The sequence below is a fragment of the Herbaspirillum rubrisubalbicans genome, assembly GCF_003719195.1.
Taxonomy (GTDB): domain Bacteria; phylum Pseudomonadota; class Gammaproteobacteria; order Burkholderiales; family Burkholderiaceae_D; genus Herbaspirillum; species Herbaspirillum rubrisubalbicans.
Window position 1 is genome coordinate 5261949 of sequence record NZ_CP024996.1, and the last position, 21182, is coordinate 5283130.

26 protein-coding genes are annotated in these 21182 nt (G+C 63.1%); 13 read left to right on the plus strand and 13 right to left on the minus strand.

From position 1 onward, the window contains the following. Positions 1-10 precede the first annotated feature (10 nt). The gene (locus tag RC54_RS23375) at positions 11-958 is read right to left on the minus strand and encodes an amidohydrolase family protein (protein WP_058897188.1); all 948 of its coding nucleotides are present in this window, start codon (positions 956-958) and stop codon (positions 11-13) included. 127 nt (positions 959-1085) lie between these two features. On the opposite strand from RC54_RS23375, the gene RC54_RS23380 reads away from it, so the two are divergent. Next, positions 1086-1973 (plus strand): LysR family transcriptional regulator, encoded by an 888-nt coding sequence (locus RC54_RS23380; protein ID WP_058897189.1) that lies wholly within the window; start codon positions 1086-1088, stop codon positions 1971-1973. A 167-nt stretch (positions 1974-2140) separates the two neighbouring features. On the opposite strand, the gene RC54_RS23385 is transcribed toward RC54_RS23380, so the two are convergent. Next, complete coding sequence (locus RC54_RS23385) at positions 2141-3241, minus strand: hypothetical protein (RefSeq protein WP_058897190.1); 1101 nt, start codon at positions 3239-3241, stop codon at positions 2141-2143. Positions 3242-3529: 288 nt separating this feature from the next. Between RC54_RS23385 and RC54_RS23390 the strand changes: the two genes are divergently transcribed. Further along, positions 3530-4183, plus strand: a complete 654-nt coding sequence (locus RC54_RS23390; RefSeq protein ID WP_061788513.1) for an HAD family hydrolase — start codon at positions 3530-3532, stop codon at positions 4181-4183. 12 nt (positions 4184-4195) lie between these two features. On the opposite strand, the gene RC54_RS23395 is transcribed toward RC54_RS23390, so the two are convergent. Together RC54_RS23395 and RC54_RS23400 are read right to left on the minus strand one after the other, a co-directional pair. After that, positions 4196-4768: a TMEM175 family protein gene (locus tag RC54_RS23395; RefSeq protein ID WP_244216408.1), complete on the minus strand. Its 573-nt coding sequence runs from the start codon at positions 4766-4768 to the stop codon at positions 4196-4198. Beyond that, entirely contained in the window at positions 4765-5463 is a 699-nt protein-coding gene (locus tag RC54_RS23400; RefSeq protein WP_061788515.1) for a YoaK family protein, read from the minus strand. The genes RC54_RS23395 and RC54_RS23400 overlap by 4 nt, the downstream gene beginning before the upstream one ends. Before the next feature lie 286 nt (positions 5464-5749). On the opposite strand from RC54_RS23400, the gene RC54_RS23405 reads away from it, so the two are divergent. The 3 genes from RC54_RS23405 (at position 5750) to RC54_RS23415 (ending at position 7179) form a co-directional block, all read left to right on the plus strand. Next, a complete protein-coding gene (locus RC54_RS23405; protein WP_058897194.1) occupies positions 5750-6370 on the plus strand; it encodes a response regulator transcription factor in 621 nt (206 codons plus the stop codon). A gap of 274 nt (positions 6371-6644) precedes the next feature. Then, complete coding sequence (locus RC54_RS23410) at positions 6645-6911, plus strand: BrnT family toxin (protein WP_061788516.1); 267 nt, start codon at positions 6645-6647, stop codon at positions 6909-6911. Further along, positions 6898-7179, plus strand: a complete 282-nt coding sequence (locus tag RC54_RS23415; protein ID WP_061788517.1) for a BrnA antitoxin family protein — start codon at positions 6898-6900, stop codon at positions 7177-7179. Before RC54_RS23410 ends, RC54_RS23415 begins: the two co-directional genes overlap by 14 nt. Before the next feature lie 81 nt (positions 7180-7260). Here the strand turns inward: RC54_RS23415 and RC54_RS23420 are convergent, their stop codons facing one another. The 5 genes from RC54_RS23420 to RC54_RS23440 all read right to left on the minus strand — a co-directional run bounded on the left by RC54_RS23420 (position 7261) and on the right by RC54_RS23440 (position 12109). Beyond that, positions 7261-8115 carry an AraC family transcriptional regulator gene (locus RC54_RS23420; RefSeq protein WP_244216409.1) on the minus strand — a complete coding sequence of 285 codons (855 nt, stop codon included), beginning with the start codon at positions 8113-8115 and terminating at the stop codon, positions 7261-7263. Between the two features lie 157 nt (positions 8116-8272). Continuing rightward, a complete protein-coding gene (locus RC54_RS23425; RefSeq protein WP_061788519.1) occupies positions 8273-8806 on the minus strand; it encodes a Dps family protein in 534 nt (177 codons plus the stop codon). Between the two features lie 5 nt (positions 8807-8811). Continuing rightward, on the minus strand, positions 8812-9639 hold the full coding sequence (locus tag RC54_RS23430; RefSeq protein ID WP_061788520.1) for an alpha/beta fold hydrolase: 828 nt from the start codon (positions 9637-9639) through the stop codon (positions 8812-8814). Between the two features lie 151 nt (positions 9640-9790). Further along, positions 9791-10213, minus strand: coding sequence for a DoxX family protein (locus RC54_RS23435; RefSeq protein ID WP_058897199.1), 423 nt, complete (start codon positions 10211-10213; stop codon positions 9791-9793). Between the two features lie 12 nt (positions 10214-10225). After that, positions 10226-12109 carry an amidohydrolase gene (locus tag RC54_RS23440; RefSeq protein WP_061788521.1) on the minus strand — a complete coding sequence of 628 codons (1884 nt, stop codon included), beginning with the start codon at positions 12107-12109 and terminating at the stop codon, positions 10226-10228. A gap of 297 nt (positions 12110-12406) precedes the next feature. On the opposite strand from RC54_RS23440, the gene RC54_RS23445 reads away from it, so the two are divergent. The 5 genes from RC54_RS23445 (at position 12407) to RC54_RS23465 (ending at position 15644) form a co-directional block, all read left to right on the plus strand. Then, positions 12407-13096: a hydrolase gene (locus RC54_RS23445; RefSeq protein WP_058897201.1), complete on the plus strand. Its 690-nt coding sequence runs from the start codon at positions 12407-12409 to the stop codon at positions 13094-13096. An 84-nt stretch (positions 13097-13180) separates the two neighbouring features. Further along, entirely contained in the window at positions 13181-13336 is a 156-nt protein-coding gene (locus RC54_RS23450; RefSeq protein WP_082803043.1) for a DUF1427 family protein, read from the plus strand. 21 nt (positions 13337-13357) lie between these two features. Beyond that, the gene (locus RC54_RS23455) at positions 13358-13600 is read left to right on the plus strand and encodes a DUF1427 family protein (protein WP_017449962.1); all 243 of its coding nucleotides are present in this window, start codon (positions 13358-13360) and stop codon (positions 13598-13600) included. Positions 13601-13611: 11 nt separating this feature from the next. After that, a complete protein-coding gene (locus RC54_RS23460; RefSeq protein ID WP_058897202.1) occupies positions 13612-14010 on the plus strand; it encodes a response regulator transcription factor in 399 nt (132 codons plus the stop codon). A gap of 74 nt (positions 14011-14084) precedes the next feature. Then, complete coding sequence (locus tag RC54_RS23465) at positions 14085-15644, plus strand: ATP-binding protein (protein ID WP_061788522.1); 1560 nt, start codon at positions 14085-14087, stop codon at positions 15642-15644. Positions 15645-15653: 9 nt separating this feature from the next. Here RC54_RS23465 and RC54_RS23470 read toward each other — a convergent pair whose 3' ends face one another. From RC54_RS23470 to RC54_RS23480, 3 genes are all read right to left on the minus strand, one after another. Further along, positions 15654-16556, minus strand: coding sequence for a helix-turn-helix transcriptional regulator (locus tag RC54_RS23470; protein ID WP_061788523.1), 903 nt, complete (start codon positions 16554-16556; stop codon positions 15654-15656). Positions 16557-16673: 117 nt separating this feature from the next. Further along, positions 16674-17312, minus strand: coding sequence for an FMN-binding negative transcriptional regulator (locus tag RC54_RS23475; protein WP_061788524.1), 639 nt, complete (start codon positions 17310-17312; stop codon positions 16674-16676). 77 nt (positions 17313-17389) lie between these two features. Further along, complete coding sequence (locus tag RC54_RS23480) at positions 17390-17839, minus strand: PACE efflux transporter (RefSeq protein ID WP_058897206.1); 450 nt, start codon at positions 17837-17839, stop codon at positions 17390-17392. Positions 17840-18014: 175 nt separating this feature from the next. Here RC54_RS23480 and RC54_RS23485 point away from each other — a divergent pair, with 175 nt between their 5' ends. The 3 genes from RC54_RS23485 to RC54_RS23490 all read left to right on the plus strand — a co-directional run bounded on the left by RC54_RS23485 (position 18015) and on the right by RC54_RS23490 (position 19869). After that, on the plus strand, positions 18015-18920 hold the full coding sequence (locus RC54_RS23485; protein WP_058897207.1) for a LysR family transcriptional regulator: 906 nt from the start codon (positions 18015-18017) through the stop codon (positions 18918-18920). A 145-nt stretch (positions 18921-19065) separates the two neighbouring features. After that, on the plus strand, positions 19066-19224 hold the full coding sequence (locus RC54_RS25535) for a hypothetical protein (RefSeq protein WP_164471238.1): 159 nt from the start codon (positions 19066-19068) through the stop codon (positions 19222-19224). Positions 19225-19236: 12 nt separating this feature from the next. After that, positions 19237-19869: a disulfide bond formation protein B gene (locus RC54_RS23490; RefSeq protein ID WP_058897208.1), complete on the plus strand. Its 633-nt coding sequence runs from the start codon at positions 19237-19239 to the stop codon at positions 19867-19869. A 104-nt stretch (positions 19870-19973) separates the two neighbouring features. On the opposite strand, the gene RC54_RS23495 is transcribed toward RC54_RS23490, so the two are convergent. Beyond that, complete coding sequence (locus RC54_RS23495; RefSeq protein ID WP_082803044.1) at positions 19974-21044, minus strand: porin; 1071 nt, start codon at positions 21042-21044, stop codon at positions 19974-19976. Positions 21045-21182: the final 138 nt, after the last annotated feature.

Consider the following 21182-nt stretch of genomic DNA (forward strand, 5'->3'; position numbering starts at 1 on the left):
GGAGCTTCCCTTAGAAGTGGTAGAGACGGGCGGGGTTGTCCACCAGCACGGTATGGATCATCTGTTCCGATCCCAGCCAGCCGATGAGCGCATCCAGCAAGCGCGCATCATCGGGCTTGTGCTGTTCGGTCGGATGCGGCCAGTCGCTGCCCCACACCACCTGGGTGGGCGCAACCTCGACCAGCGCGCGGGCCAGCGGCGCCACGTCTTCGTAAGCAGGTGCACCGCGCTTGCTAAAGAGATAGGCACCGGACAACTTGACGCTGGCGCGCTGCTCGCGCATCAAGGAGGTCACCAGGTCGAACACCGGATCACCAGCGCCTGCCTGTAGCGGAATACGGGCAAAGTGATCGAACACCACCGGCACCGCCAGTCGTGCCAGCAAGGCGCCATTGGCCAGCAAGACCTCATTGGACATGTTCACCTGCAGATGCCAGCCCAGCGCTGCTACGCGGCGCGCCAGCGGTTCCATCATCGCCACGGTGGTCACCGAACCCAGCGCCAGGTTGAAGCGCAGACCGCGCACCCCGGCCTGATGCAGGCGCTGCAGTTCCTCATCGCTGACCTGGTCGTTGACCACCGCCACGCCGCGCGCAGTGGCGCCGAACTGGGCCAGGGCATCGAGGGTGCAACGGTTGTCCACGCCGTAGGCGGAGGGCGTCACCACGACGTTGCGCGTACTGCCCAGGCGTTGCTGTATCTGGCGGTACATGGCCACGGTGGCGGGCGGATGCAACAGCTTGGCGCCGGGCGCCCAGGGGAAGCGCGCATCGTAGATGTGCATATGGCAATCGCAAGCATTGGCCGGCAGGCGAGCCACGGGAAGTGCGTCGCCGGCAGAATGCGGATAGCTCACATTCTGTGCCAGGGCGATGGGCATATAGGTAGCCGCGCCCAGGGCGCCGGCGAAGCGGATACTGCGGCGCAGGAAATGGCGCCGCGAAGGCTGGTCAGGCATCGTAATGGTCTCCATATTGTCGTTGCCACTGACGGGCAAGGTTCTTGTTTGGAGCGCAGTCTACGCGGCAGGATATTTAATGTATATTTGCTTTTATTTTAGATTCAATAACTTTGAGGAATGAATCATGGACTTCCGCGACCTCAAGTATTTTGCCGTCATTGCTGAGGAAGGCCACGTAGGACGCGCTGCCGAACGGCTCTTCAAGACCCAGCCGGCGCTGACCAAATGCATTGATCGTCTGGAAGAACAATTGGGCGCACCACTGTTCGAGCGGGCCGGTCGGGGTATCCGTCTGACCGCCGTGGGCCAGGCGCTGCTGAACCGGGCGCGCCAGATCAGCCTGATGATGGATGAGACCGCGCGCGAGATCGGCGACTACGCCCACGGCCGCGAAGGCAACATCCGCCTGGGTTGCATTCCCACCCTGGCCGAGCACATCCTGCCGGGTCTGTGCCAGGAGTTGCTGAGAGAGGCGCCCAAGGTCACTATCGAACTGAAGGTCTCGATGAACGACGTGCTGCTGGCAGGCTTGAAGACCGGTGAGCTGGATATCGTGCTGGGGCCGATGATCCAGGAAGATGAGGTGTTCCATACCGAAGAGATCATGCAGGACCAGATGGTGGTCATGGCCAGTCCGCACCATCCCATCTTCGAGCGCCGCATCAAGCTGCGCCATCTGCTGGAGTACCAGTGGGTGCTGCCGGCGCAGTCGGTGCTGAGTCGCCAGTGGCTGGACAACGTGTTCGATCGCCATCATCTGCCCCGGCCCACCGTGCAGATCATGCCTACGGTGCTCAACATGATCATGCCCTTGATCGAGCGCAGCAACCTGCTGGGCTTTGCTTCCAAGCTGAACCTGCAGGCCGGGCGCGGCCATCTGCGCGAAGTGGTCCTGAAGGAAACCACCATGCTGCGTCGCATGGGGCTGACCTACCGCCGCGACATCTACCTGTCACCCGCGGCCCAGCGGCTGCTGACCATCATCCGACGACGGCCGCTGATGAGGAAGTAGCAGGACCGTATCGCGGCATGACAAAGGGCAAGGGCAGCCTTGCGGCCGCCCTTGGCGTTCTCACGGTGATGCTGCAACGATGCTCAGAACAACAGGATCAGCAGCAGGATGATGGGAATCGGAATACCCAAGAGCCAGAGCAGAATGGCGCCCATGTCAGTCTCCTATCAAAGTTGGTGTTCGGGTCCGTCGACGCGGGGATCGTGCACCGGGTGATGCAGCACCGGCTCGCCATAGAGCTCATTGCGGTCACGCAGGCGACCGCCATAGGTGGCCAGCAGGCTGGCGATAAACGCCCCGCACAGCAGCGCCAGGAACATCCACAGCGACGCATAGGCCGCGGCCTTGCGAGCAGCATCGGCGGCTTCCTTGGCCTTGGCGGCAGCGTCATCGAGATTGCGCTGGTAGGCGGCAAAGGTGTCGGCGACGCGCTTTTCGGCATCAGCTTGCGCCAGGCCGGTGTGGCGCGCCACCAGCTGTCCCAGATAGCGCTTGTCGTTGTCGGCCAGTTGCTGCTTGGCCAGCGAATAGCCGAACACGCGTGCCACTTCCATGCGCTGGGCCGAGCTCAGTTCACGGCCATCGGCGGGCGTCGGTGCGGCCAGCGGTGCCATAGCAGAAGCGCTGGCGGCATCGCTACCGGCAGGCGGAGTCAGCGGCGCGGCGGGCGCCGCACCGGTGCTTGGCGCAGCGGCATTGCTGCCGGTGCGGAACATCGAATCGATGAAATAGCCCGAGGCGCGATCGGCCAGGTTACCCGCCTGTTGCGCACCGTCCGGCCCCATGGCAGCGGCAGTGGTTACAGCACCAGCGCCCAGCGCGCCACCTGCGGCACCCAGGGTCTTGGCGCCGCCGGAGATGACGCTGCCCACGGCCGAGCCCAGCAGGGCGGCGGTAGCCAGCGAAGCCACGGCCCAGGCCAGCAGGCCATGCGCGGTGTCGCGGAAATACACTTCACGGGTATGCAGGCCGGCCCACTTCACGCGCAGGCGTCCGGCCAGAAAACCGCCGATGGCGGAGGCCGCGATCTGTGTGAAGAGCAGCCAGCCGGCGGTCGAGTAGCCGATGGCCTTGGCCGAGATCCCTTGGCCGGACCACGGCGAGATCGAGGAAAAGCCCAGGCCGAAGCCCAGCATCACCAGGATGAAGGAAAGTGCGGCGGCGGCAAAGGCGCCGGCCAGGATGGCGCCCCAGGAGACGCCGGAGCCATTGGGATTGACGGCTTCGCTGCTGGCCGGTGGGAGGGAGTGAAGGGTTGAGGTGGTCATGAATCTCCTCGCGTTTCTTGATGGATTGATCCCTGCAGCGTGCACAGGGCCGGGGGCATTGCCACGAACAGACTGTAGGGGCGCGCCGGGCCAGGCGCCATCGGCGCAGTTCGGCTGCTGGCGTAGGAAAGCGCGAAAAATGCCGAGAGAAATAAAGGAAGAGGGGAAAGAGGATGCGCAAGAAAGTGCACAGCACATCCGCAGCGGCTCTTATAGAATGGCCGCCTCAGCCCTGCCTGCAGGCATGGGTCGTTTTATCTTTCACCACTCAGCGAGTGCACAGCCGACATGACCATCACCCATTTCCTGTTCGACCTCGACGGCACGCTCATGGATAGCGACGCCCTGCATCATGCCGCCTTCAACACCATCCTGGCACGCTGGGACCGCAGCATCGACGTCGATTACTACAAGACCCACATCATGGGCGCCTCCAATGCCATGATCTTCGGCCACCTGTTCCCCGGGATGCCGGCCTCCGAATGCCAGCCGCTGGCCGAAGAGAAGGAGCAACTGTTCCGCTCGCAACTGGACCAGCAGGTCGCACCCACGCCGGGTATCGAACGCTTGCTGGAACACATCGCCCGCATCGGTGGCCGTAGCGCCGTGGTGACCAATGCCCCGCGCGCCAATGCCGAGCTGATGCTCAAGGCCACGGGTCTGGCCGGGCGCTTCGATACGCTGGTGATCGGCGACGAACTGGCGCGCGCCAAGCCCGATCCCCTGCCCTACCTGACCGCGCTGCAAGTGCTGGGCGGTCAGCCGCAGCAGGCGGTGGCCTTCGAGGATTCCAGCTCGGGCGTAAAAGCCGCCAGCGGTGCCAAGGTCTGGACCTTCGGCATGTTGGGGGGATTGGATGAAACGCGCCTGCGCGCCGCCGGGGCCGATGCGGTGATCCGCGACTTCAACGCCGCTGCCTTGTGGGACAAGCTCGGCGCCTGATCACGGGCGTGGTCAAGGACGCGCTTGCTCGAAGTGATGGTCCGGCAGGAACCACAGCAGGGCCAGCAAGACGTAGATGGCGGTGGCGCCCATGGGCGTGAACAAGGACAGTGGAATGGCCACCGCATAGAGCAGGATGGACAGCGCATTCTTGCGGCCATGGCCGATCAGCGCCGCCAGCGAAGGATGGGCCGCTTCGCTATGGTGCAATGCCAGCTTGAGCAACAGGAACGACACCGAGCACATCAGCAGCACCACGCCATAGCAGGCCACCGGCGCGCTCTGGCGATGATGATGGGCCACCCATGAGGTGACGAAGGGCAGCAGCGACAGCCAGAACAGCAAGTGCAGGTTGGCCCACAGCACGCGGCGGTCGACCTGCGTGACCAGTTGCAGCAGGTGGTGATGGTTGACCCAGTAGATGCCGATGTAGACGAAGCTCAGTACATAGCTCAGCAGTGGCGGCATCAGCGGCGCCAAGTCATCGAGGCTGGCGCCCTGGGGTGTCTGCAGGCCCAGCACCATGATGGTGATGGCAATGGCGATGACGCCATCGCTGAAGGCTTCCAGCCGCGACTTGTTCACTTGGCCAGCGCCGAGGGAGCAGGTTGGCGCCATTCCCAAACGATCATGGCCACCAGGATCAGCACCGGCACGATCAGCCCGGCAAAGCCGATGGCGTGATAGGCAAAGGCCGCCGCAATGGCACCCACGCCGAAGGACAGCACCGGCCAGACGAACTTGACGCAACGCTCGGTGGTGCCGGCATCGGCCGCACCGCGTAGCATGTCGACCATGTCGATCACCACCTGGGTGACATTGCCGGTCATCAGCGAGGTCGGCGCCAGGTGAGACAGCAACAGGCGACTGATGGCGTTGTGTACGCCCATGGAAGCGGTGCCCAGCAGGCCCGCGGCCATCACCCAGCCTGCGGTAGGCGACTGCACCGGCGCGGCCGCGATGCCGCAGAGCATGAAACCGATCAACAGCACCAGTTGCAGCAATAGCGACCAGGCCAGCGCCCGACCATGGGCGCGCTGGATGGCGGCGATGAACACACGTGCCACCGCCACGCCCAGGATGAAGGCCGGGAAGGCGAGGAACTTGAGCAGGATCGACATCTGCGAGGTATCGGCCAGGGCCGCGCCGATCAGGATGAAGTTGCCCGTTACGTGCGCCGTGAACAAGCCGAACAGGGCGATGAAACCCAGCGTATCGACATAGGCGGCGAGGAAAGCCAGTCCCGAGGACTGCAGGCGGTTGCGTTGGGCGACATTCATGAGGGTGGGTCTCGCTTGGGTGGAGGATGGTGGAGCCAGGCCGCACACCATAGCACCGCGCGCCCGGCGCGCCCATTATCCCTGCGGATAGGGCGCAGGCGCCGGACAAGCAAATGCAACAAAGGCGTTTTTTACAAAAAACAGCACATTCGTACAATCCAAACCCGACTCGAATGCAGATGATGGCAGGCAATGCACAGCATGGCCTGATGGCGCCCCTGACCGCCCCTGTATCGGCCCCCTGCCTGCGCAATGATTTTTGCAACCCGGCAAGACGGATGGAACCATGGAAAGTACCGTATATGTCGTCGACGACGATGGCATGGTCAGGACGGCTCTGCTCAGACTGCTGGCCGCGGCCGGTTACACTGCACGCGGCTTCGCCTCGGCCGATGAATTCCTGCAGGTGCCGCTGCCCAGCACCCCCTGCTGCCTGCTGCTGGACATGAAGATGCCCGGCGCCGATGGCTTTGACGTGGTGCATCGGCTGGAACAGCGGGGCGACGCCATTCCCGTTATCTTCATCTCGGGCTACGGCACCATCCCGACAACGGTGCAGGCCATGAAGGCTGGCGCCCATGAATTTCTGACCAAGCCCATCGAGGATGAACGCCTGCTGGGTGCGGTGGAAGAAGCGCTGACCGTGGCCGGACGGCAGTTACACAAACGGGTGGAGCACGCGGCCAACGCCTCGCGCCTGGAAAAGCTGACCCCGCGCGAACGCGAAGTCCTGGAGCTGGCCATCGGCGGCCTGCTCAACAAGCAGATCGCCACCGAACTGGGCATCAGCGAAATCACCGTCAAGGTCCACAAGCGCCGCGTGATGGACAAGATGCAGACCAAGACCCTGGCCGACCTGGTGCGGGCGGCGGAGCGTTTGCAGATTCATTCGGCCAGGCAGCGGTAGACGGCCAGCGCTTTTCTGCAACCACGCATTCCTGAGCACCGGTGGTCAACATCAAGCGAGGTGGCCCTCCAACCAAGATCGCAAGGGCACAAGCGATTGACTTATGCCGGGGGGTGCGTCTTGAGCCAAATTCGTCACGCAAATTCGCCCGAACGGGCCGCTCCCTTCGGGTTCTTCCTATTGATGAAATGGGTTCCAGTGCTTTGGTGCCGGTTTTATATGTAGCTACAAATAATCGTTGATCCGCACATTTATCGTAGCTACGATAATATGCATGGACATCGTATTCGACCCCGCCAAAGATGCGGCCAACCTTGCCAAACATGGCGTCTCACTTGCGCTGGCCGCCAAGATGGACTGGGAAGATGCGCTGATCAGAACCGATGACCGGCACGACTACAAAGAGCAAAGAGAAATTGCCATTGCCTTCATCGGTATGCGGCTCCATGTGGCTGTATACGTCATACGGGCTGACCAGCGGCGCATGATCAGCCTGCGCAAGGTCAATCAAAGGGAGTTTCAACTGTATGCCGAAAATTAAACAAGGGGCGCTTCCCCCCGGCGATGAGGAAGATGCAGCGATCACTGCGGCAGCCTTGTCAGACCCGGACAATCCACCTCTGACTGCCGAGGATTTTGCAGCCATGCGGCCAGCGCGCAGCCGTGGCCGCCCGGCGGGTAGCGGTACGAAAGTGCAGGTGACGATGCGCTTCGATATTGATGTGCTGGAGGCTTTCAAGAGCGAGGGCGCGGGCTGGCAAAGCCGAATGAACGGCGCCTTGCGCGAATGGCTGGCACAGCATCGTTGAAGCTGCAAGCTGCCCGGAAGAGCTATCCATTCGAAGACGCGGAAGCCAGGTGGGGCCTTAACTTCACTCGCTGTCTTCGAATCACGAATCCCGCACCCACACCATCGGCCCCATCCCCATCACCTGCTTGAACACCCGGCTGAAGTGACTCTGGTCCGAGAACCCGCATTCCAGCGCGATGGCCGTCATGCTCTTGCCGCCCTCGCGCAGCAGGCCGCAAGCCAGGGCGATACGTTGGCGTTGCAGCCAGGCGTGCGGCGGCAGACCAAAGCTGAGCTTGAAAGCCCGTGAAAAATGCGCGCGCGACAAGCCGCATTGCGCGGCCAACTCCGCCAGGCTCAGACGCTGACCCAGATGCGCCAGCATGTAGTCACGCACCCGCACCTGCTGCCATCCGGCCAGCCGCCCGCTGCTGCGCGGCGCCGCCTGGCCGCCGTAACGCTGCGCCAGGTGGGTGTGCAAGGCCAGCGTGACGGTGTCGATGAAGACCGTGTCACTGTCGTTGGCGGCCTCGCCCAGCACGGGCAGCAAGGCATGGACCAGGTGCCATACCACCGGATCCTGCAACGCCTGGCCCGGCTGCAAGCCACTGATGCGACGTCCGCTGTCCTGGCTCAATTGCTCGATGGCGCTGCGCGGCAGGTGCAGGCGTACATTGTCGTAGCCCGACAGGTGCTGGCAACGCCACTGCTCGCGCAGGTCGGTGATGGCCATCTCGCCGCGCCGGTGGCCGCCGGCATGGACCAGTTGCCGGCCGCGCCAGAGCTTGTGATGGCGGAAGTCCTGCAATTGCACGATGATCGAGAAGGCGTCATCCTCGGGAATGTCGATCACCGGCGCCTGCTCTGATGCCACACCCTGCGCCGCACGCACCAGCGTGATGTCGTCCTGCAGGTGAAAGCGCTTCATGCCACGGGTGGGTAAGGGCTGGGTCACGCGAAAAAACCATGGAAATGAAGGATAAAGAAACCGCCCCGCCACCATAGCGCGGGACAGAGCGGTCCACCAGACGCAGTGTGAAGGAAAACGCAAAAAAGGCAGGGCCGTCAAGCCCTGCCTCAAGTCCTGCCTTTGGTGCCGAAACCGGCACGCCTCACATCGACGTGCGTCCCGATTCGAACAGGAACCAGGCCCGCTGCTCGGCCTCATCGATCCAGTTTTCCAGCAGGCTGGCGGTGGCCACGTCGCCGTGCTCATCGCACAGCTCATGCGTGGCCAACATGAAACCGACCAGACGCAGATTGTCCTCGCGCAGTTCGGCCAGCATGTCCGAGGGCGTGACGAAGTCGGCATCGTTGTCGGCCAGCCGTTGCAGGCGACCGACATGCCCGGTGGAACGCAGGGTGGTGCCGCCGATCTTGCGCACCCGCTCGGCCACCGCATCGGTGATGACGATGATCTGCTGGGACTGGTCGTCCAGCAGCAGGTGGTAGTCGCGGAAATGCGGGCCCGACATGTGCCAGTGGAAGTTCTTCGTCTTCAGATACAAGGCGAAGATATCGGCCAGCAGCATGGTCAAGGCGCCGCTGATCTCCTTGCTGGCCTGCGCCGACAGCACGCCGGGCGTGGCCAGCGGCGCCTTGCGGCGTTGCTCCAGTTGCTGGCGTTGGGTAGCGTCCAGGCTCATATTGCTTACCCCTTCAGGAAGGCCAGCAGGTCGGCGTTGACCTGGTCCTTGTGGGTGGCGCACAGGGCGTGCGGGGCGCCGCCGTAGATCTTCAGTTGCGCGCCCGGCACCATCTCGGCGACCAGCTTGCCGGTGGTCTGGATGGGGACGATCTGGTCATCGTCACCATGGATGACCAGGGTGGGGAAGTTGAATTTCTTGATGTCTTCGCGGAAGTCAGTACCGGAGAAGGCGCTCACGCAATCCAGGGTTCCCTTCAGCGAAGCCAGCATGGCGATGTTGAAGGTCTGGGCCAGCACTGCCGGGCTGACGGCGTTGGACTTGCCGGGACGATTGGTGCCGAAGAAGACGGCGGCGAAGTCGCTGATGAACTGCGCGCGATCCTTCTGCAACCCGTCCTTGATGCCGGCGAAGACCTCGGCCGGCACGCCCTGTGGGAAGTCCGGGGCCTGGCCGAAGATCGGCGTGACCGCACCCAGCAGCGCAGCCTTGGCCACGCGCTTGCTGCCGTGGCGACCGATGTAGCGGGCGACGTCGCCGCCGCCCATGGAAAAGCCCACCAGGGTCGCGCCTTGCAGGTCCAGCTTGTCCATCAGCTCGGCCAGGTCATCGGCGAAGGTGTCGTAGTCGTAACCGTTCCAGGGTTGGCTGGAACGACCGAAACCACGGCGATCATAGGCGATGACGCGATAGCCGCGCTCGGCCAGGAAATTCATCTGGTATTCCCACATGTCGCCGTCGAGCGGCCAGCCGTGACCGAAGACGACCGGTTGGCCGCTACCCCAGTCCTTGTAATAGATTTCGGTGCCGTCGCGGGTGATGATGGTGCTCATGGTGTTACTCCTTGATGAGGTGTGAGGGGGGCATGTCGATTGCTGCGCCCTGCGTGGAGCAGCCGCCTTGTGCATGGCAAGGCGGCGGCCGGGAGAAAACTAAGTTTTTCAGCTACTGGGACTTACAGACTGCACGGTAGAAACTTAATTCCTACTGCTGGGCTACCGCGCGTCCCAGGCGCCATTGGCCCGGACCGCACAGCGCGATGGCAGTGAAGATCACCAGCAGCAGCCAGCCGAATTGACCTTCGGCAATGCTCCAGTCGGGATGCACGGCCAGCATGGCCACCAGCAGCACGCCGATGATGGGCAGGCAGGCCAGGCGGGTGAACAGGCCCAGGGCGATCAGGACCGGACACAGTGCTTCAGCCAGGATGGCCGACCAGAGTGAAACCGTCGGGCCCATGCCGAAGGGGTCTTCGATCACGGTCAGTTCATGCGCGTAATGCATGAGCTTGGGCAAGCCATGCACATAGAACAGCATGAAGCTGCCGGCCAGGCGCAAGAACAGCAGACCCAGGTCCAGGGGCGGCACCGGCAATGCCTGCCGGCGGGTAGGATGACGCGTTTGCATGAGCAGCCCCCATCAGAACGCGAAGCAGCTGCAACCCAACGCGCCCCAGAAACCGGCGAAGTTGGAGACCGGGACACTGGACTTGCGCGCCACGTCATGAGCGTGCCCGTGGACGCCGCAGGAGCCCACGCAGGCATGGGGCAGCATGGCCTTCTTCTGGCGCGCGGCATCGCTCTTGGCCACGGCCCGGTAGTGACCCGGCACCTTGGCCACCGGCGACCACTCGGGCAGTACCGGGATCTCGCCCGGACCGTGCGCCGAGAACGGGCCGGCGCCATAAACCACCTTGCCATCGACCACCGTCATGACCGATTCGATGCTCTTGATCTCATCTTCATGCACGCTGAAGAAGTCCGCCGAGAGCACCGCCAGGTCGGCCAGTTGGCCGGTCTGGATGCGGCCCTTCTTGGCCTGCTCGCTGGAGAACCAGGCGCTGCCGGCGGTCCACAGTTCCAGTGCGGTTTCGCGCGGCAAGCGGCCCGCCGCGCCATACAGTTTGGCGCCGCCCACGGTGCGGCCCGAGACCAGCCAGTACAGGGCGGTCCAGGGGTTGTAGCTGGCCACGCGGGTGGCGTCGGTGCCGGCGCCGACCGGCACGCCCATTTCCAGCATCTTGGCAATCGGCGGCGTGTGCTCGGCCGCCTCGGCGCCATAGCGGTCGATGAAGTATTCCCCCTGGAAGGCCATGCGATGCTGGATGGCAATGCCACCACCCAGAGCACGGACGCGCTCGATGTTGCGCTCGGTGATGGTCTCGGCGTGGTCGAACATCCAGTGCAGACCATCGAAGGGGATCTCGCGATTGACCTTTTCGAACACATCCAACATGCGCGAGATCGATTCGTCATAGGTGGCGTGCAAGCGGAACGGCCAGCGATTGGAGACCAGGTGACGCACCACGCGTTCCAGTTCTTCTTCCATGCCCTCGGCCAGATCCGGACGCGGCTCCAGGAAGTCCTCGAAGTCGGCCGCCGAAAACACCAGCATTTCACCGGCGCCGTTATGACGCAGGAAGTCGTCGCCGTCACCCGGCTTGACCATGCCGGTCCACTTCTGGAAGTCGGCCAGTTCGCCGCCCTTGCTCTGGGTGAACAGGTTGTAGGCAATGCGAATGGTCAATTGCCCATCGGCGGCCAGCTGGTTGATGATCTGGTAGTCATCGGGATAGTTCTGGAAACCGCCACCGGCATCGATGGCACTGGTCACGCCCAGGCGGTTCAGTTCGCGCATGAACTGGCGGGTCGAGTTGACCTGATATTCCTGTGGCAGGGTCGGGCCCTTGGCCAGGGTGGCGTACAGGATCATGGCATTGGGACGGGCGATCAACATGCCGGTCGGATGGCCCGAGGCGTCACGCACGATCTCGCCGCCCGGTGGGTTGGGCGTGTCCTTGGTATAGCCGACCGCTTGCAGCGCGGCACGATTGAGCAAGGCGCGGTCGTACAGGTGCAGTACGAAGACCGGGGTATCGGGGGCGGCGGCGTTCAATTCGTCCAGCGTGGGCATCCGTTTTTCGGCGAACTGGAATTCGGTCCAGCCACCGACCACGCGCACCCATTGCGGATGCGGAGTACGCGCGGCCTGGTCCTTCAACATGCGCAGGGCATCGGCCAGCGAGGGCACGCCTTCCCAGCGCAGTTCCAGGTTGTAGTTCAAGCCACCGCGGATGAGGTGCAGGTGGGAGTCGTTCAGGCCGGGGATGACGGTGCGGCCACCCAGGTCGATCACCTTGGTATGGGCTTGCTTGCTGCGCATCACATCGGTGGCGCTGCCGACATCGAGGAATTTTCCGCCACCGATGGCAACGGCCTCGGCGATGGGGTTCTGCTGGTCGACGGTGTGGATCTTGCCGTTCAACAGGATCAGGTCAGGGGTAGGACTGGCTGCGGTGGTCATGGAGGCTCCGGGCATGGAATAGGGCGATTACGGCGATGAAGAGGGGCGTATTGCGTACATGGTGAGCCACTGTGTTGGCAGCAACGCCCATCCCATACGCTTTTATTGGTGCTGGCAGTGTGCAAAAACGCCGTGCCAGCGTCTAGCTATACGAACAGATAATGGCAGCGCCCGTCCCGCTTGCCTATGATCGCCTCCGGCAGCCTGACTCCCGCTGCCCGCTGGCTGGCGTGGTTTCCCCGCCGCCAGACCAGCACTCTCCTCCACATACACACACTACCCACCTACGGAACGATCATGACTACCAATACCAAGCTCGACGTGCTGACCCCGACCAACTGCCAGTTCATCATCATCGACCACCAGCCGCAAATGGCCTTTGGCGTGCAATCGATGGACCGCCAGGCGTTGAAGAACAACGTCGTCGCCCTGGCCAAGTCGGCCAAGGTGTTCAACATCCCCACCATCATCACCACCGTGGAAACCCAGGGCTTCTCCGGCTATACCTACCCGGAACTGCTGTCGGTGTTCCCCGAGCACGACATCCTGGAACGCACCTCGATGAACTCCTGGGATGACCAGAAGGTGCGCGACGCCCTCAAGGCCAACGGCAAGAAGAAAGTGGTGGTGGCGGGCCTGTGGACCGAAGTCTGCAACAACAGCTTCGCCCTGTGCGCCATGGCCGAAGGCGACTACGAAATCTACATGGTGGCCGATGCCTCCGGCGGCACCTCCAAGGAAGCCCACGACTACGCCATGCAACGCATGATCCAGGCCGGCGTGATCCCCGTGACCTGGCAGCAGGTGATGCTGGAATGGCAGCGTGACTGGGCCCGCAAGGAAACCTACAACGCCGTCATGGACATCGTGCGCGAACACTCCGGCGCCTACGGCATGGGCGTGGACTACGCCTACACCATGGTGCACAAGGCCGAACAACGCCCGCACGGCAATCAGAAGACCCTGGCTCCGATCGCGGCCAAGTAAGTCCGCCTTGCACGCCGCCGCCCTGCCCGCTCTCCGTGTACGGCGCAGGCGCGGCGGTGCGCCATCTTCATGAGGAGCCGGGCCATGTCCGCTTATCTGATTTCCCTGGGCGCCGGCATGTTGATCGGCGTCGTCTATGCGCTCTTCAAGGTGCGCTCACCGGCGCCCCCGGGCATCGCCTTGATCGGCCTGTTGGGCATGGTGCTGGGCGAACGCCTGCTGCACTGGTTCGGTACCTGAATAGCTGAGGTGAGAGTACGCATGAAACCTTATTTGATTTCCCTGTTGATGGGTGTCCTGGCTGGCCTGATCTACGCTGCCCTGCAGGTGCAGTCGCCAGCACCACCGATCATTGCGCTACTGGGCTTGCTGGGCATGTTGATCGGTGAGCAGGTGGTGCCCATCGTGCGTCGCAAGCTGGCCGGCGAACCCTTGACGGCATCGTGGTTCCACCGGGAATGCATTCCCAAGATCACCGGCACGCCCCCACCCGAACAGAAGTAAGCCAACGCATCATGATGAGCGAAGGGGAGAACTTGTCGCCATCGCATCGCCCCATCGCGGTGATCGATGACGATCTGGGGGTGCGGGCTGCCTTGTGCAACCTGCTCGATTCGGCGGGATATCGCAGTTGCAGCTTCGACTGCGGCGAAGATTTCCTGGTCAGCCCCTGCCTGGAGCAGGCTTGCTGCGCCATCGTCGACCTGGGCCTGGCACGCATGAGCGGCTTCGAGCTGGCCGAGCAACTGGCGCAGCTGCGGCCGACGCTGCCGCTGCTGTTGATCTCGGCGCAGGTCACGCCACCGCAGCGCCAGCGCGCCCTGGCGCTGGGTTTTCCACTGCTGACCAAGCCGGTCGATGCCGACACCCTGCTGGTGTTGCTCACCGCCACCCTGCTCTACGGCCGTACCTGAAAATGGCGGATCGGGCACAATGCGGCTTTAGCCCGCTTGCCTACCTTTGCCCCCTTGCCCGCCAGGAGACCGACTTGCCGTCCGCCCCGCCTGTTCCCGACGACAACGATGCCCTGCTGCACACGCTGCGCGCGCTGTGCGCCTTGCTCGATCCGACCCAGTTGAAGCCGGCCATCACCCGCGCCGTATGCTGCCTGGCCGGTGCGCAGCGTTGCCTGCTGGTGCAGCAAGCTGCCGGCTTGCCGCTCATCGAGGCCGAGGCGCGCCAGGATGGCCTGCACGTCTGCCATCCCCAGGCGCACCGCATCGCCACTTCACGCGAACTGCAAGCAGCGCAACTGGTACTGCCACTGCATCACGATGGTCAGACACGCGGCGAACTCTACCTGCATTACGACGCCCAACCCACGCCGGCCCTGGCGCGCTGCGCCCACCATATCGCCGCCCACGCGGCGGTGGCGCTGGCCAATGCCGAGCGCCATGCACGGGCCTTGCGGGAAAAGGAACAATTACTGTGCGCCGAGCGCGAACTGCGCACCAGCCAGGAATTGCTCAAGCAAGGCGAACGCTTCAATCACGCCGGTAGTATGCGCTACCTGGTGCGCGAAGACCTGATGTTCTGTTCCGACGAACTGTGCCGCATCTACGGCCTGGCAGCCGGGCGCAATTGCATCACCTACGAAGAATTCGCCTCCATCATGCACCCGGATGATCGTCAGGAAGTGCTCGATACCGTCAATGCCGCCGTGGCCATGGGGGGCACCATCCGTGTGGAGCATCGCATCTGTCGCCAGGATACCGGCGAAATACGCTATCTGTCGGGCATCGGCAAACCGGTCTGGGTCGATGGCACCTTCACCGAATACATGGGCACGGCCACCGACATCACCGTGCGACGCCAGGCTGAATACGCCATCCGCGCCGCCCAGGTGGACGTGGAACGGGTCGCCCGCGCCAACACCGTGGGCCAGTTAACGGCCTCCATCGCCCATGAAATCAACCAGCCCCTGATGTCCATCGTCTCCAATGCCGGCGCCAGCCTGCGCTGGCTGAATCGGCCGGTGCCCGATCTGGAGCACGCCCGCGCCGGGCTGCGCGACATCATCAGCGAAGGCCAGCGTGCCGGCGGCATCATCAGTGGCTTGCAAGACCTGACCCGCAACCGCGCCCCGGAATTCGAGCGGGTCAATCTTCATGCGCTGATCCGCCACATCCTGACGCTCTCGCGCAGCCAACTGGAGCAGCGTGAGGTATCGCTGACGCTCTCACTGATGCCGGCCGATGTCTTCGTGCTGGGTGATCCGGTGCAGTTGCAGCAGGTCATGCTGAACCTGGTGATCAATGCCATCGATGCCATGACCAGCGTGGTCCCGAACACCCGCCTGCTCGGCATCAGCGCCAGTTGCTGCAACGAGCAGCGGGTCGAGGTCAGGGTGCAGGACAGTGGCGTAGGCATTGCCGCCGAGGCCATGTCGCGGGTCTTCGATGCCTTCTACACCACCAAGGAAAATGGCATGGGCATGGGGCTGGCGATCTGCCGTTCCATCATCGAGGCCCATCGCGGACGCCTGCGGGTAATGGCCGCCGAGCCCCAGGGAACACTGTTCTTCTTCGATCTGCCGCGCATCCCTTGATGCTGCCGGTCAGCGCAACTTGCGCCGCCAGGCCCCGGGCGTAGAACCCACCACCTGCGAGAACACGCGGCTGAAATGGCTCTGGTCATAGAAGTCACACGCCACCGCAATCTCGGCCAGCGAAAGCTGGGTATGGCGCAGGTATTCACGCGCCATTTCCACCCGCTGCACCAGCAGCCACTGGTGCGGCGTATAGCCGGTGCTGGCCTTGAAGGCGCGCAGAAAATAACTGGCCGACATATTGCACTCGCGCGCGATATCGGGAATGCAGACATTACCCTTGACCTTCTGCAACAACATCTCCTTGGCGCGCTCTTCATGCAGGCGCGACAACCGCACCGGACGCGTGGTGGGCAGCGTCACGCCGCCATAGCGTTGCAACAGGTGGGTGCCCATGGCCAGGCCCAACTGGTCGATGAACAATTGATTGTCTGGATCGGGCCACGCCAGTGCCGGTGCCAGCGCCCAGGCCAGATGCGCCAGCACCGGGTCGGCCTGGCCGGTGACGGTGGACAGGCCGCTCACGCGGCGACCGCGCAGCTCATCACTGGCCGCGGCAAACCAGGACAAGGGCAACTCCACCAGCAGGAAGTCGAAAGGCGTCTGCAGGTCGGCGCGGTAATCTTCGGAAAAATCGCGGGTATAGACCGCACCGGGTGCGAAGTCGAACTGGGTGCGCTGGCGACCGCGCAAGATGCTGCGCTGATGCCGCGGCGCCAATGAGATCCCCACCAGGAAACCGCGGTCGGAGGCCGGCGTATAGACCTGCGAAACCTCCTGGCCTTCGACCCGCTTGCGATAGAAACTGAACTCACTACCCTGCAGTTCCTGGCTTTGCTTCAAGTGCGTGGCCGAGCAACCCAGCGAATCGCTGCGCACGGCATGGGGAGAGACAGTAGCGAGTGCGGACATGGACGACCTCATTGGAATGCGATGTGAGGCGTCTGCACGCCGGTGCTGCGGATTCTACACAGAGCCGGCATTTCGTGTGCGAGGATGCGCGAGTATTGCTTCCTTGCTCACGCTTGTTCACTGTTGCTTGAGCGCAGCCTGTTCCTGCATGGCTTGCCCCAGCGCCGTGTGACCCGCCGCCTTGAGTGCATTGGCGGCACCTTCGATGTCGCGCACTTCCTTGTTCTGGCTGAGCTTGCGCTTGCCTTCCAGGCGCGTGATTTCGATTTCGATGCCGACGATGGCTTGCAGCAGGGTATCGGTGAAATCGGCTGGCGCATCCGACATCTTCCAGGGTTGTGGCTGACTCGCCTCGTGGGTGCGCGTGAGCCGCGCCACCACGCCGCGCACATAGCGCTCATCATCGCGGATGGTGACCCGGCCATGGGCATGGGCCACGCTGTAGTTCCAGGTCGGTACCTGGCGATGCGCCTCATGCTTGCTGGGGTACCAGTTGGGCGAGATGTAGGCATCGCCCGCCGAGAACACCACCAGCACCGCATCGCCATCGGCCAGCTCGCGCCACAGCGGATTGGCCCGTGCCACGTGCAGATGCAGCGTGCCCAGCGCGCCCTGCGCGGGATCGAGATGGCATGGCAAGTGATTGGCATCGAGCCCGCTGGCGGTGTGGGAGACCAGCACGCCTAGGGGATGGGCTGCGATCAACTGGTGCAGGCTGGCCGTGTCGTTGTCGGCGAAGTGGGCGGGGATGTACATGGTGTGAGTGTGCGCGTTGGGATGGGAGGCAATGAGAGCGTTCTATTCTATTGCATTGCCCCCCTCATCGCGCCCCTCTAGCGCGTCTGGACTGCCGGCGCGGTGAGCGGCATGGCCGAGCTGGGCAGTCCGAAGATGCGGTCGAACAGCAGGTTGAACAGATAGGTATAGATCATGAAGAAGACGATCAACCCAAAGTCCAACGCCAGTGCTTGCCACAGGCTGATGCCCAACCACCAGGCGAACAGCGGCACCAGCATCACCACCAACCCGCCTTCGAAGCCGATGGCGTGCGCGGCGCGCCGGGCGAAGTTGCGGCCACGGCGGGGCTGGCGCGCTTCCCAGCGCTCGAACAAGGTATTGAAGATGAAATTCCAGAGGAAGGCGATGGTCGAGGACACCACCGCGGCCGCCAAGGAATGCGTGCTGTCGTGGCCGGCGAACACGGTCAGGCCGACGGTCGTGAAAATGATGGCCAAGCCTTCGAAAAGGCTGGCATAGACCAGCTTGCGTTTGAATCCTTGCATGACATTCTCCTGATACTGCAGATACGGCAGAGGCTGCGCCTGTGGATAAGACAAACTGAAACCAGCGCACCTGGCCTTGGGATGGAAAGCATTCTATGATGAGTTTTTTGATAGAAGAAGTCGGCTTCTTTCAGTTTTACTGATAGGTAGCCGACCACCCTGCAAGGATGCTGCGATGGCTTTCTCCAGTGACAACGTCAAGGTCTTTCTGGCCGTGCTCGACAGTGGCTCCTTCTCGGCCGCTGCGCGCCAGTTGGGGCGAGTGCCCTCATCGGTGAGCATGACCATCAGCCAGCTCGAAGCGGAGCTGGACCTGCAATTGTTCGACCGTACCGCGCGCGACGCCCGTCCCACCGAACTGGCGCGCGCCCTGGAGCCGGATGCGCGCCTGCTGGCCAGCACCCTGCGCCAGCTCGATGCCCACGCGCTGGCCATGCACCAGGGGCTGGAGCGCAAGCTGACGCTGGCCATCGCACCGGAGTTGCTGTCGGTGCCCTGGGCCAGGCCGCTGGCAGTGCTGGCGGCGGAGTTTCCTTCGCTGGAGGTGGAGGTGCTGTCCTCACCGCAGGCCGACGCCATGCAAATGCTCTATGACAATACGGCGCAACTGGCGCTGGTGTTCGAGCGCCATGCCGGTGATGACAGCGAGGCTTTCCAGGAATTGAGCAGCGAGATGATGGTGGCCGTGATCGCCCCCGACCATCCGGCGCGGCTACGCAAGAAGCGCAAATTGCGCTACGAAGACCTGTACGACATCCGCCAGATCGCCGTGGCCAGCCGCGACGCCAGCATCTCGGATCCGCGCTTTTTCCTGGCGCGCCACATCTGGCGCACCGACAACCACCTGGCCACCTTGTCGCTGGTGCGTGAAGGCCTGGGCTGGGCCTATCTGCCGCACAGCCTGGTGCAGGCGCAGATCGAGGCCGGCACGCTGGTGGTGATCGACTTCGACAACATCAGCAACCAGCAGCGCATGTGGGTGGACGTGGTGTGGAGCAAGGACCGGCCCCTGGGATTGGGGGCACAGCGTTTTATCGCACTGATGCGGGAAATGGCGCCAAGCCGGCGCAAGCGCAAGTGACCCCGGCCACTCAGAATAAACTCGGTAAATCTCGATTTTTTTCGAGGTTTTTGAGCGAAATTTTGGCAGGCATTCGGCTACGATTGGATAAAAAACACACCTACAACCTCCCGGATATGAATCCGGGCCAACGCCGGACTGTCTCATGTTCCTCTATCTTCCTTTCCTGCTGGCCTTCCTGACCGTCCTCGGGATTTCTTTCGGCTGGAAATCATTGAGCAATAAACTATGGTTGGCAACAATGGGGCTGACTCTGTGGCGCTTCAGCCCCTACCTCCAGCTCCCCCAGGGCCTGGTCCTGTAATCGCGCCGTCCCATGGATCGCTCTGTCGTCTTCACGCCGCGGGATCCCGTCCTGCCGGGCGGGATCTTTCTCAATTGCCTGTGCCTGCTGGCCGTCAGCGGCTGCCTGGGGCTGCTGCTGTACTACCAGTGGATGCTGCTGGAGCCAGCCTGTCCGCTCTGTCTGCTGCAGCGTATCGGCATCATCCTCACCGGCATCGGTTTCCTGCGTAACCTGCGCTTCGGCGTCAAGAGCGCGCATTACGGGATGGCGCTGCTGGGGGCGTTGCTGACCGGCGTGGTGGCCCTGCGTCAACTGTCACTGGAGGGGATGGCGGGCCAGCAGGCGCATGGGGCGCTGATGCTGGGCCTGCATTTCTACACCTGGGCGATCCTGTTCTCGCTGGTAGCGCTGGTGGTCATCGCCGGTCTACTGGGTTTCAAGAGCGCCGAATATCCGGCCACCCTGTTGCTGCTACAAAGCGCCGAAGCGCCGAACGAACCGCGCCGCATTCCCTGGGGGCGGATCGTCGTGGGTGCCATCTTCGTGCTGCTGGTAGGCGCGCAGATGGTGCTCAGCATGACTGGCTGCAATCGCAACGCCTGCGATGACAACCTGATTGATCGCCTGCAACTGCCCGGCGCAGACCAACGCAAGTCGCCATAAAAAACGGAGCACACTTGCAGCAAGCAGGTGGGCTCCGATCAAAACAGCTCAAGACTATTGCGACCCGATAGCGCTCACACGCACCGGGCCAGGCTCCCAGTGCATCAGAAGCGGTGCTGCATCCCCATGGTCATGCCGAACTGGCTATTGCCAAAGCCCACGTCATCACGCGACAGACCCACCAATTGGTTGTTCTTGGCCTTGGCATAGGCCGTGCTCAGGTACAGGTCGGTGCGCTTGGACATCGCATACTTCAAGCGCAGCGAGTACATGATCGGGTCCGCATCCTTGGCCACGTTCTTGATGTTCTGGTAGTAGATGGCGCCAATGACCGTCATGGCAGGCGTGAACTTGTAGCTCACGCCGCCCCAGTAGAAGTCGCTGCGCAGGTCGGTGGCGCCGCTGGCCAGGGTCTTCTTGTAGTAGCGGTAGCCCAGATTGAACTTCCAGGCATCGGCCAGTTGGTAGCCCGCTGCCAGATGGGCGCTGGTGGCACGGTCGTAGGCGGTATTGACGGTGGTGGTGCTGTTGTTGCGGTCATAGGTGGCGGCCAGGCTGAACGGGCCCGAACCCCAACCCAGGCCGACGCCGTACTTGGCGCCATTGCTGGTCTGGCCGGCCACTTCACCGAAGCCATACATGGCGCCGATCTTCACGCCGCTGAATTCGCCCTGGTACTTGACCAGGTTCGACACGCCGGTCGGCATCCCATCCTTGCGGCCACCGGTGGCACCGGCCGAAGTCACCCACGAATAGTTGGCCGAGTAACCCATGGGGTCGAACGGGGCGATGAAGTCATAGGTGGTCGAGTAGGAGCGACCAGTCACCACGCGCCCGAAGCCCCCTTCCAGGCCAACGTTGGACTGGCGGTTGAAGATCTGGTTGGCATCGCCATCGAAGCCACCAGTATCGAGCTTGAAGCCGTTTTCCAACTGGAAGATGGCTTTGAGGCCACCGCCCAGGTCTTCGCTACCACGAAAACCGATGCGCGAAGTGTTCATGTTGCCCGAGCTCAAGCGCACCACGCTGTTGCCGGCTGCGTTGGCATTGTTGAGATATTCCACACCGGTATCGATGAGGCCGTAGACGGTCACCGAGGTCTGGGCCTGGGCGCCGCCGGCGGCCAGGGTAGCGAATGCGGCCAGCATACTGGCGGCGAGATGATTCCTTTGCACTGAGGTCTCCTTGGTTGAAAGCTTGAGGTATTGCGTCGGTACGGATGCGCCGCGCGACGTCTTCTGGTCATGCGCCCGGCCACGCCGCAAGCCGGGTGGTACGGGCGGAAGCGACAACGGGTAGTCATCGCTTCCGGG

Bases quoted from the DNA above. Each gene is read 5' to 3' on its own strand.
- RC54_RS23400 (WP_061788515.1), bottom strand. From the start codon at position 5,463: ATGAATGTCGCCCAACGCAACCGCCTGCAGTCCTCGGGACTGGCTTTC.
- RC54_RS23490 (WP_058897208.1), top strand. From the start codon at position 19,237: ATGGATCGCTCTGTCGTCTTCACGCCGCGGGATCCCGTCCTGCCGGGC.
- RC54_RS23440 (WP_061788521.1), bottom strand. From the start codon at position 12,109: ATGACCACCGCAGCCAGTCCTACCCCTGACCTGATCCTGTTGAACGGC.
- RC54_RS23385 (WP_058897190.1), bottom strand. From the start codon at position 3,241: ATGACCACCTCAACCCTTCACTCCCTCCCACCGGCCAGCAGCGAAGCC.
- RC54_RS23380 (WP_058897189.1), top strand. From the start codon at position 1,086: ATGGACTTCCGCGACCTCAAGTATTTTGCCGTCATTGCTGAGGAAGGC.
- RC54_RS23450 (WP_082803043.1), top strand. From the start codon at position 13,181: ATGTCCGCTTATCTGATTTCCCTGGGCGCCGGCATGTTGATCGGCGTC.
- RC54_RS23425 (WP_061788519.1), bottom strand. From the start codon at position 8,806: ATGAGCCTGGACGCTACCCAACGCCAGCAACTGGAGCAACGCCGCAAG.
- RC54_RS23390 (WP_061788513.1), top strand. From the start codon at position 3,530: ATGACCATCACCCATTTCCTGTTCGACCTCGACGGCACGCTCATGGAT.
- RC54_RS25535 (WP_164471238.1), top strand. From the start codon at position 19,066: ATGTTCCTCTATCTTCCTTTCCTGCTGGCCTTCCTGACCGTCCTCGGG.
- RC54_RS23460 (WP_058897202.1), top strand. From the start codon at position 13,612: ATGATGAGCGAAGGGGAGAACTTGTCGCCATCGCATCGCCCCATCGCG.
- RC54_RS23430 (WP_061788520.1), bottom strand. From the start codon at position 9,639: ATGAGCACCATCATCACCCGCGACGGCACCGAAATCTATTACAAGGAC.
- RC54_RS23470 (WP_061788523.1), bottom strand. From the start codon at position 16,556: ATGTCCGCACTCGCTACTGTCTCTCCCCATGCCGTGCGCAGCGATTCG.
- RC54_RS23405 (WP_058897194.1), top strand. From the start codon at position 5,750: ATGGAAAGTACCGTATATGTCGTCGACGACGATGGCATGGTCAGGACG.
- RC54_RS23375 (WP_058897188.1), bottom strand. From the start codon at position 958: ATGCCTGACCAGCCTTCGCGGCGCCATTTCCTGCGCCGCAGTATCCGC.
- RC54_RS23435 (WP_058897199.1), bottom strand. From the start codon at position 10,213: ATGCAAACGCGTCATCCTACCCGCCGGCAGGCATTGCCGGTGCCGCCC.
- RC54_RS23475 (WP_061788524.1), bottom strand. From the start codon at position 17,312: ATGTACATCCCCGCCCACTTCGCCGACAACGACACGGCCAGCCTGCAC.
- RC54_RS23410 (WP_061788516.1), top strand. From the start codon at position 6,645: ATGGACATCGTATTCGACCCCGCCAAAGATGCGGCCAACCTTGCCAAA.
- RC54_RS23415 (WP_061788517.1), top strand. From the start codon at position 6,898: ATGCCGAAAATTAAACAAGGGGCGCTTCCCCCCGGCGATGAGGAAGAT.
- RC54_RS23455 (WP_017449962.1), top strand. From the start codon at position 13,358: ATGAAACCTTATTTGATTTCCCTGTTGATGGGTGTCCTGGCTGGCCTG.
- RC54_RS23485 (WP_058897207.1), top strand. From the start codon at position 18,015: ATGGCTTTCTCCAGTGACAACGTCAAGGTCTTTCTGGCCGTGCTCGAC.
- RC54_RS23480 (WP_058897206.1), bottom strand. From the start codon at position 17,839: ATGCAAGGATTCAAACGCAAGCTGGTCTATGCCAGCCTTTTCGAAGGC.
- RC54_RS23445 (WP_058897201.1), top strand. From the start codon at position 12,407: ATGACTACCAATACCAAGCTCGACGTGCTGACCCCGACCAACTGCCAG.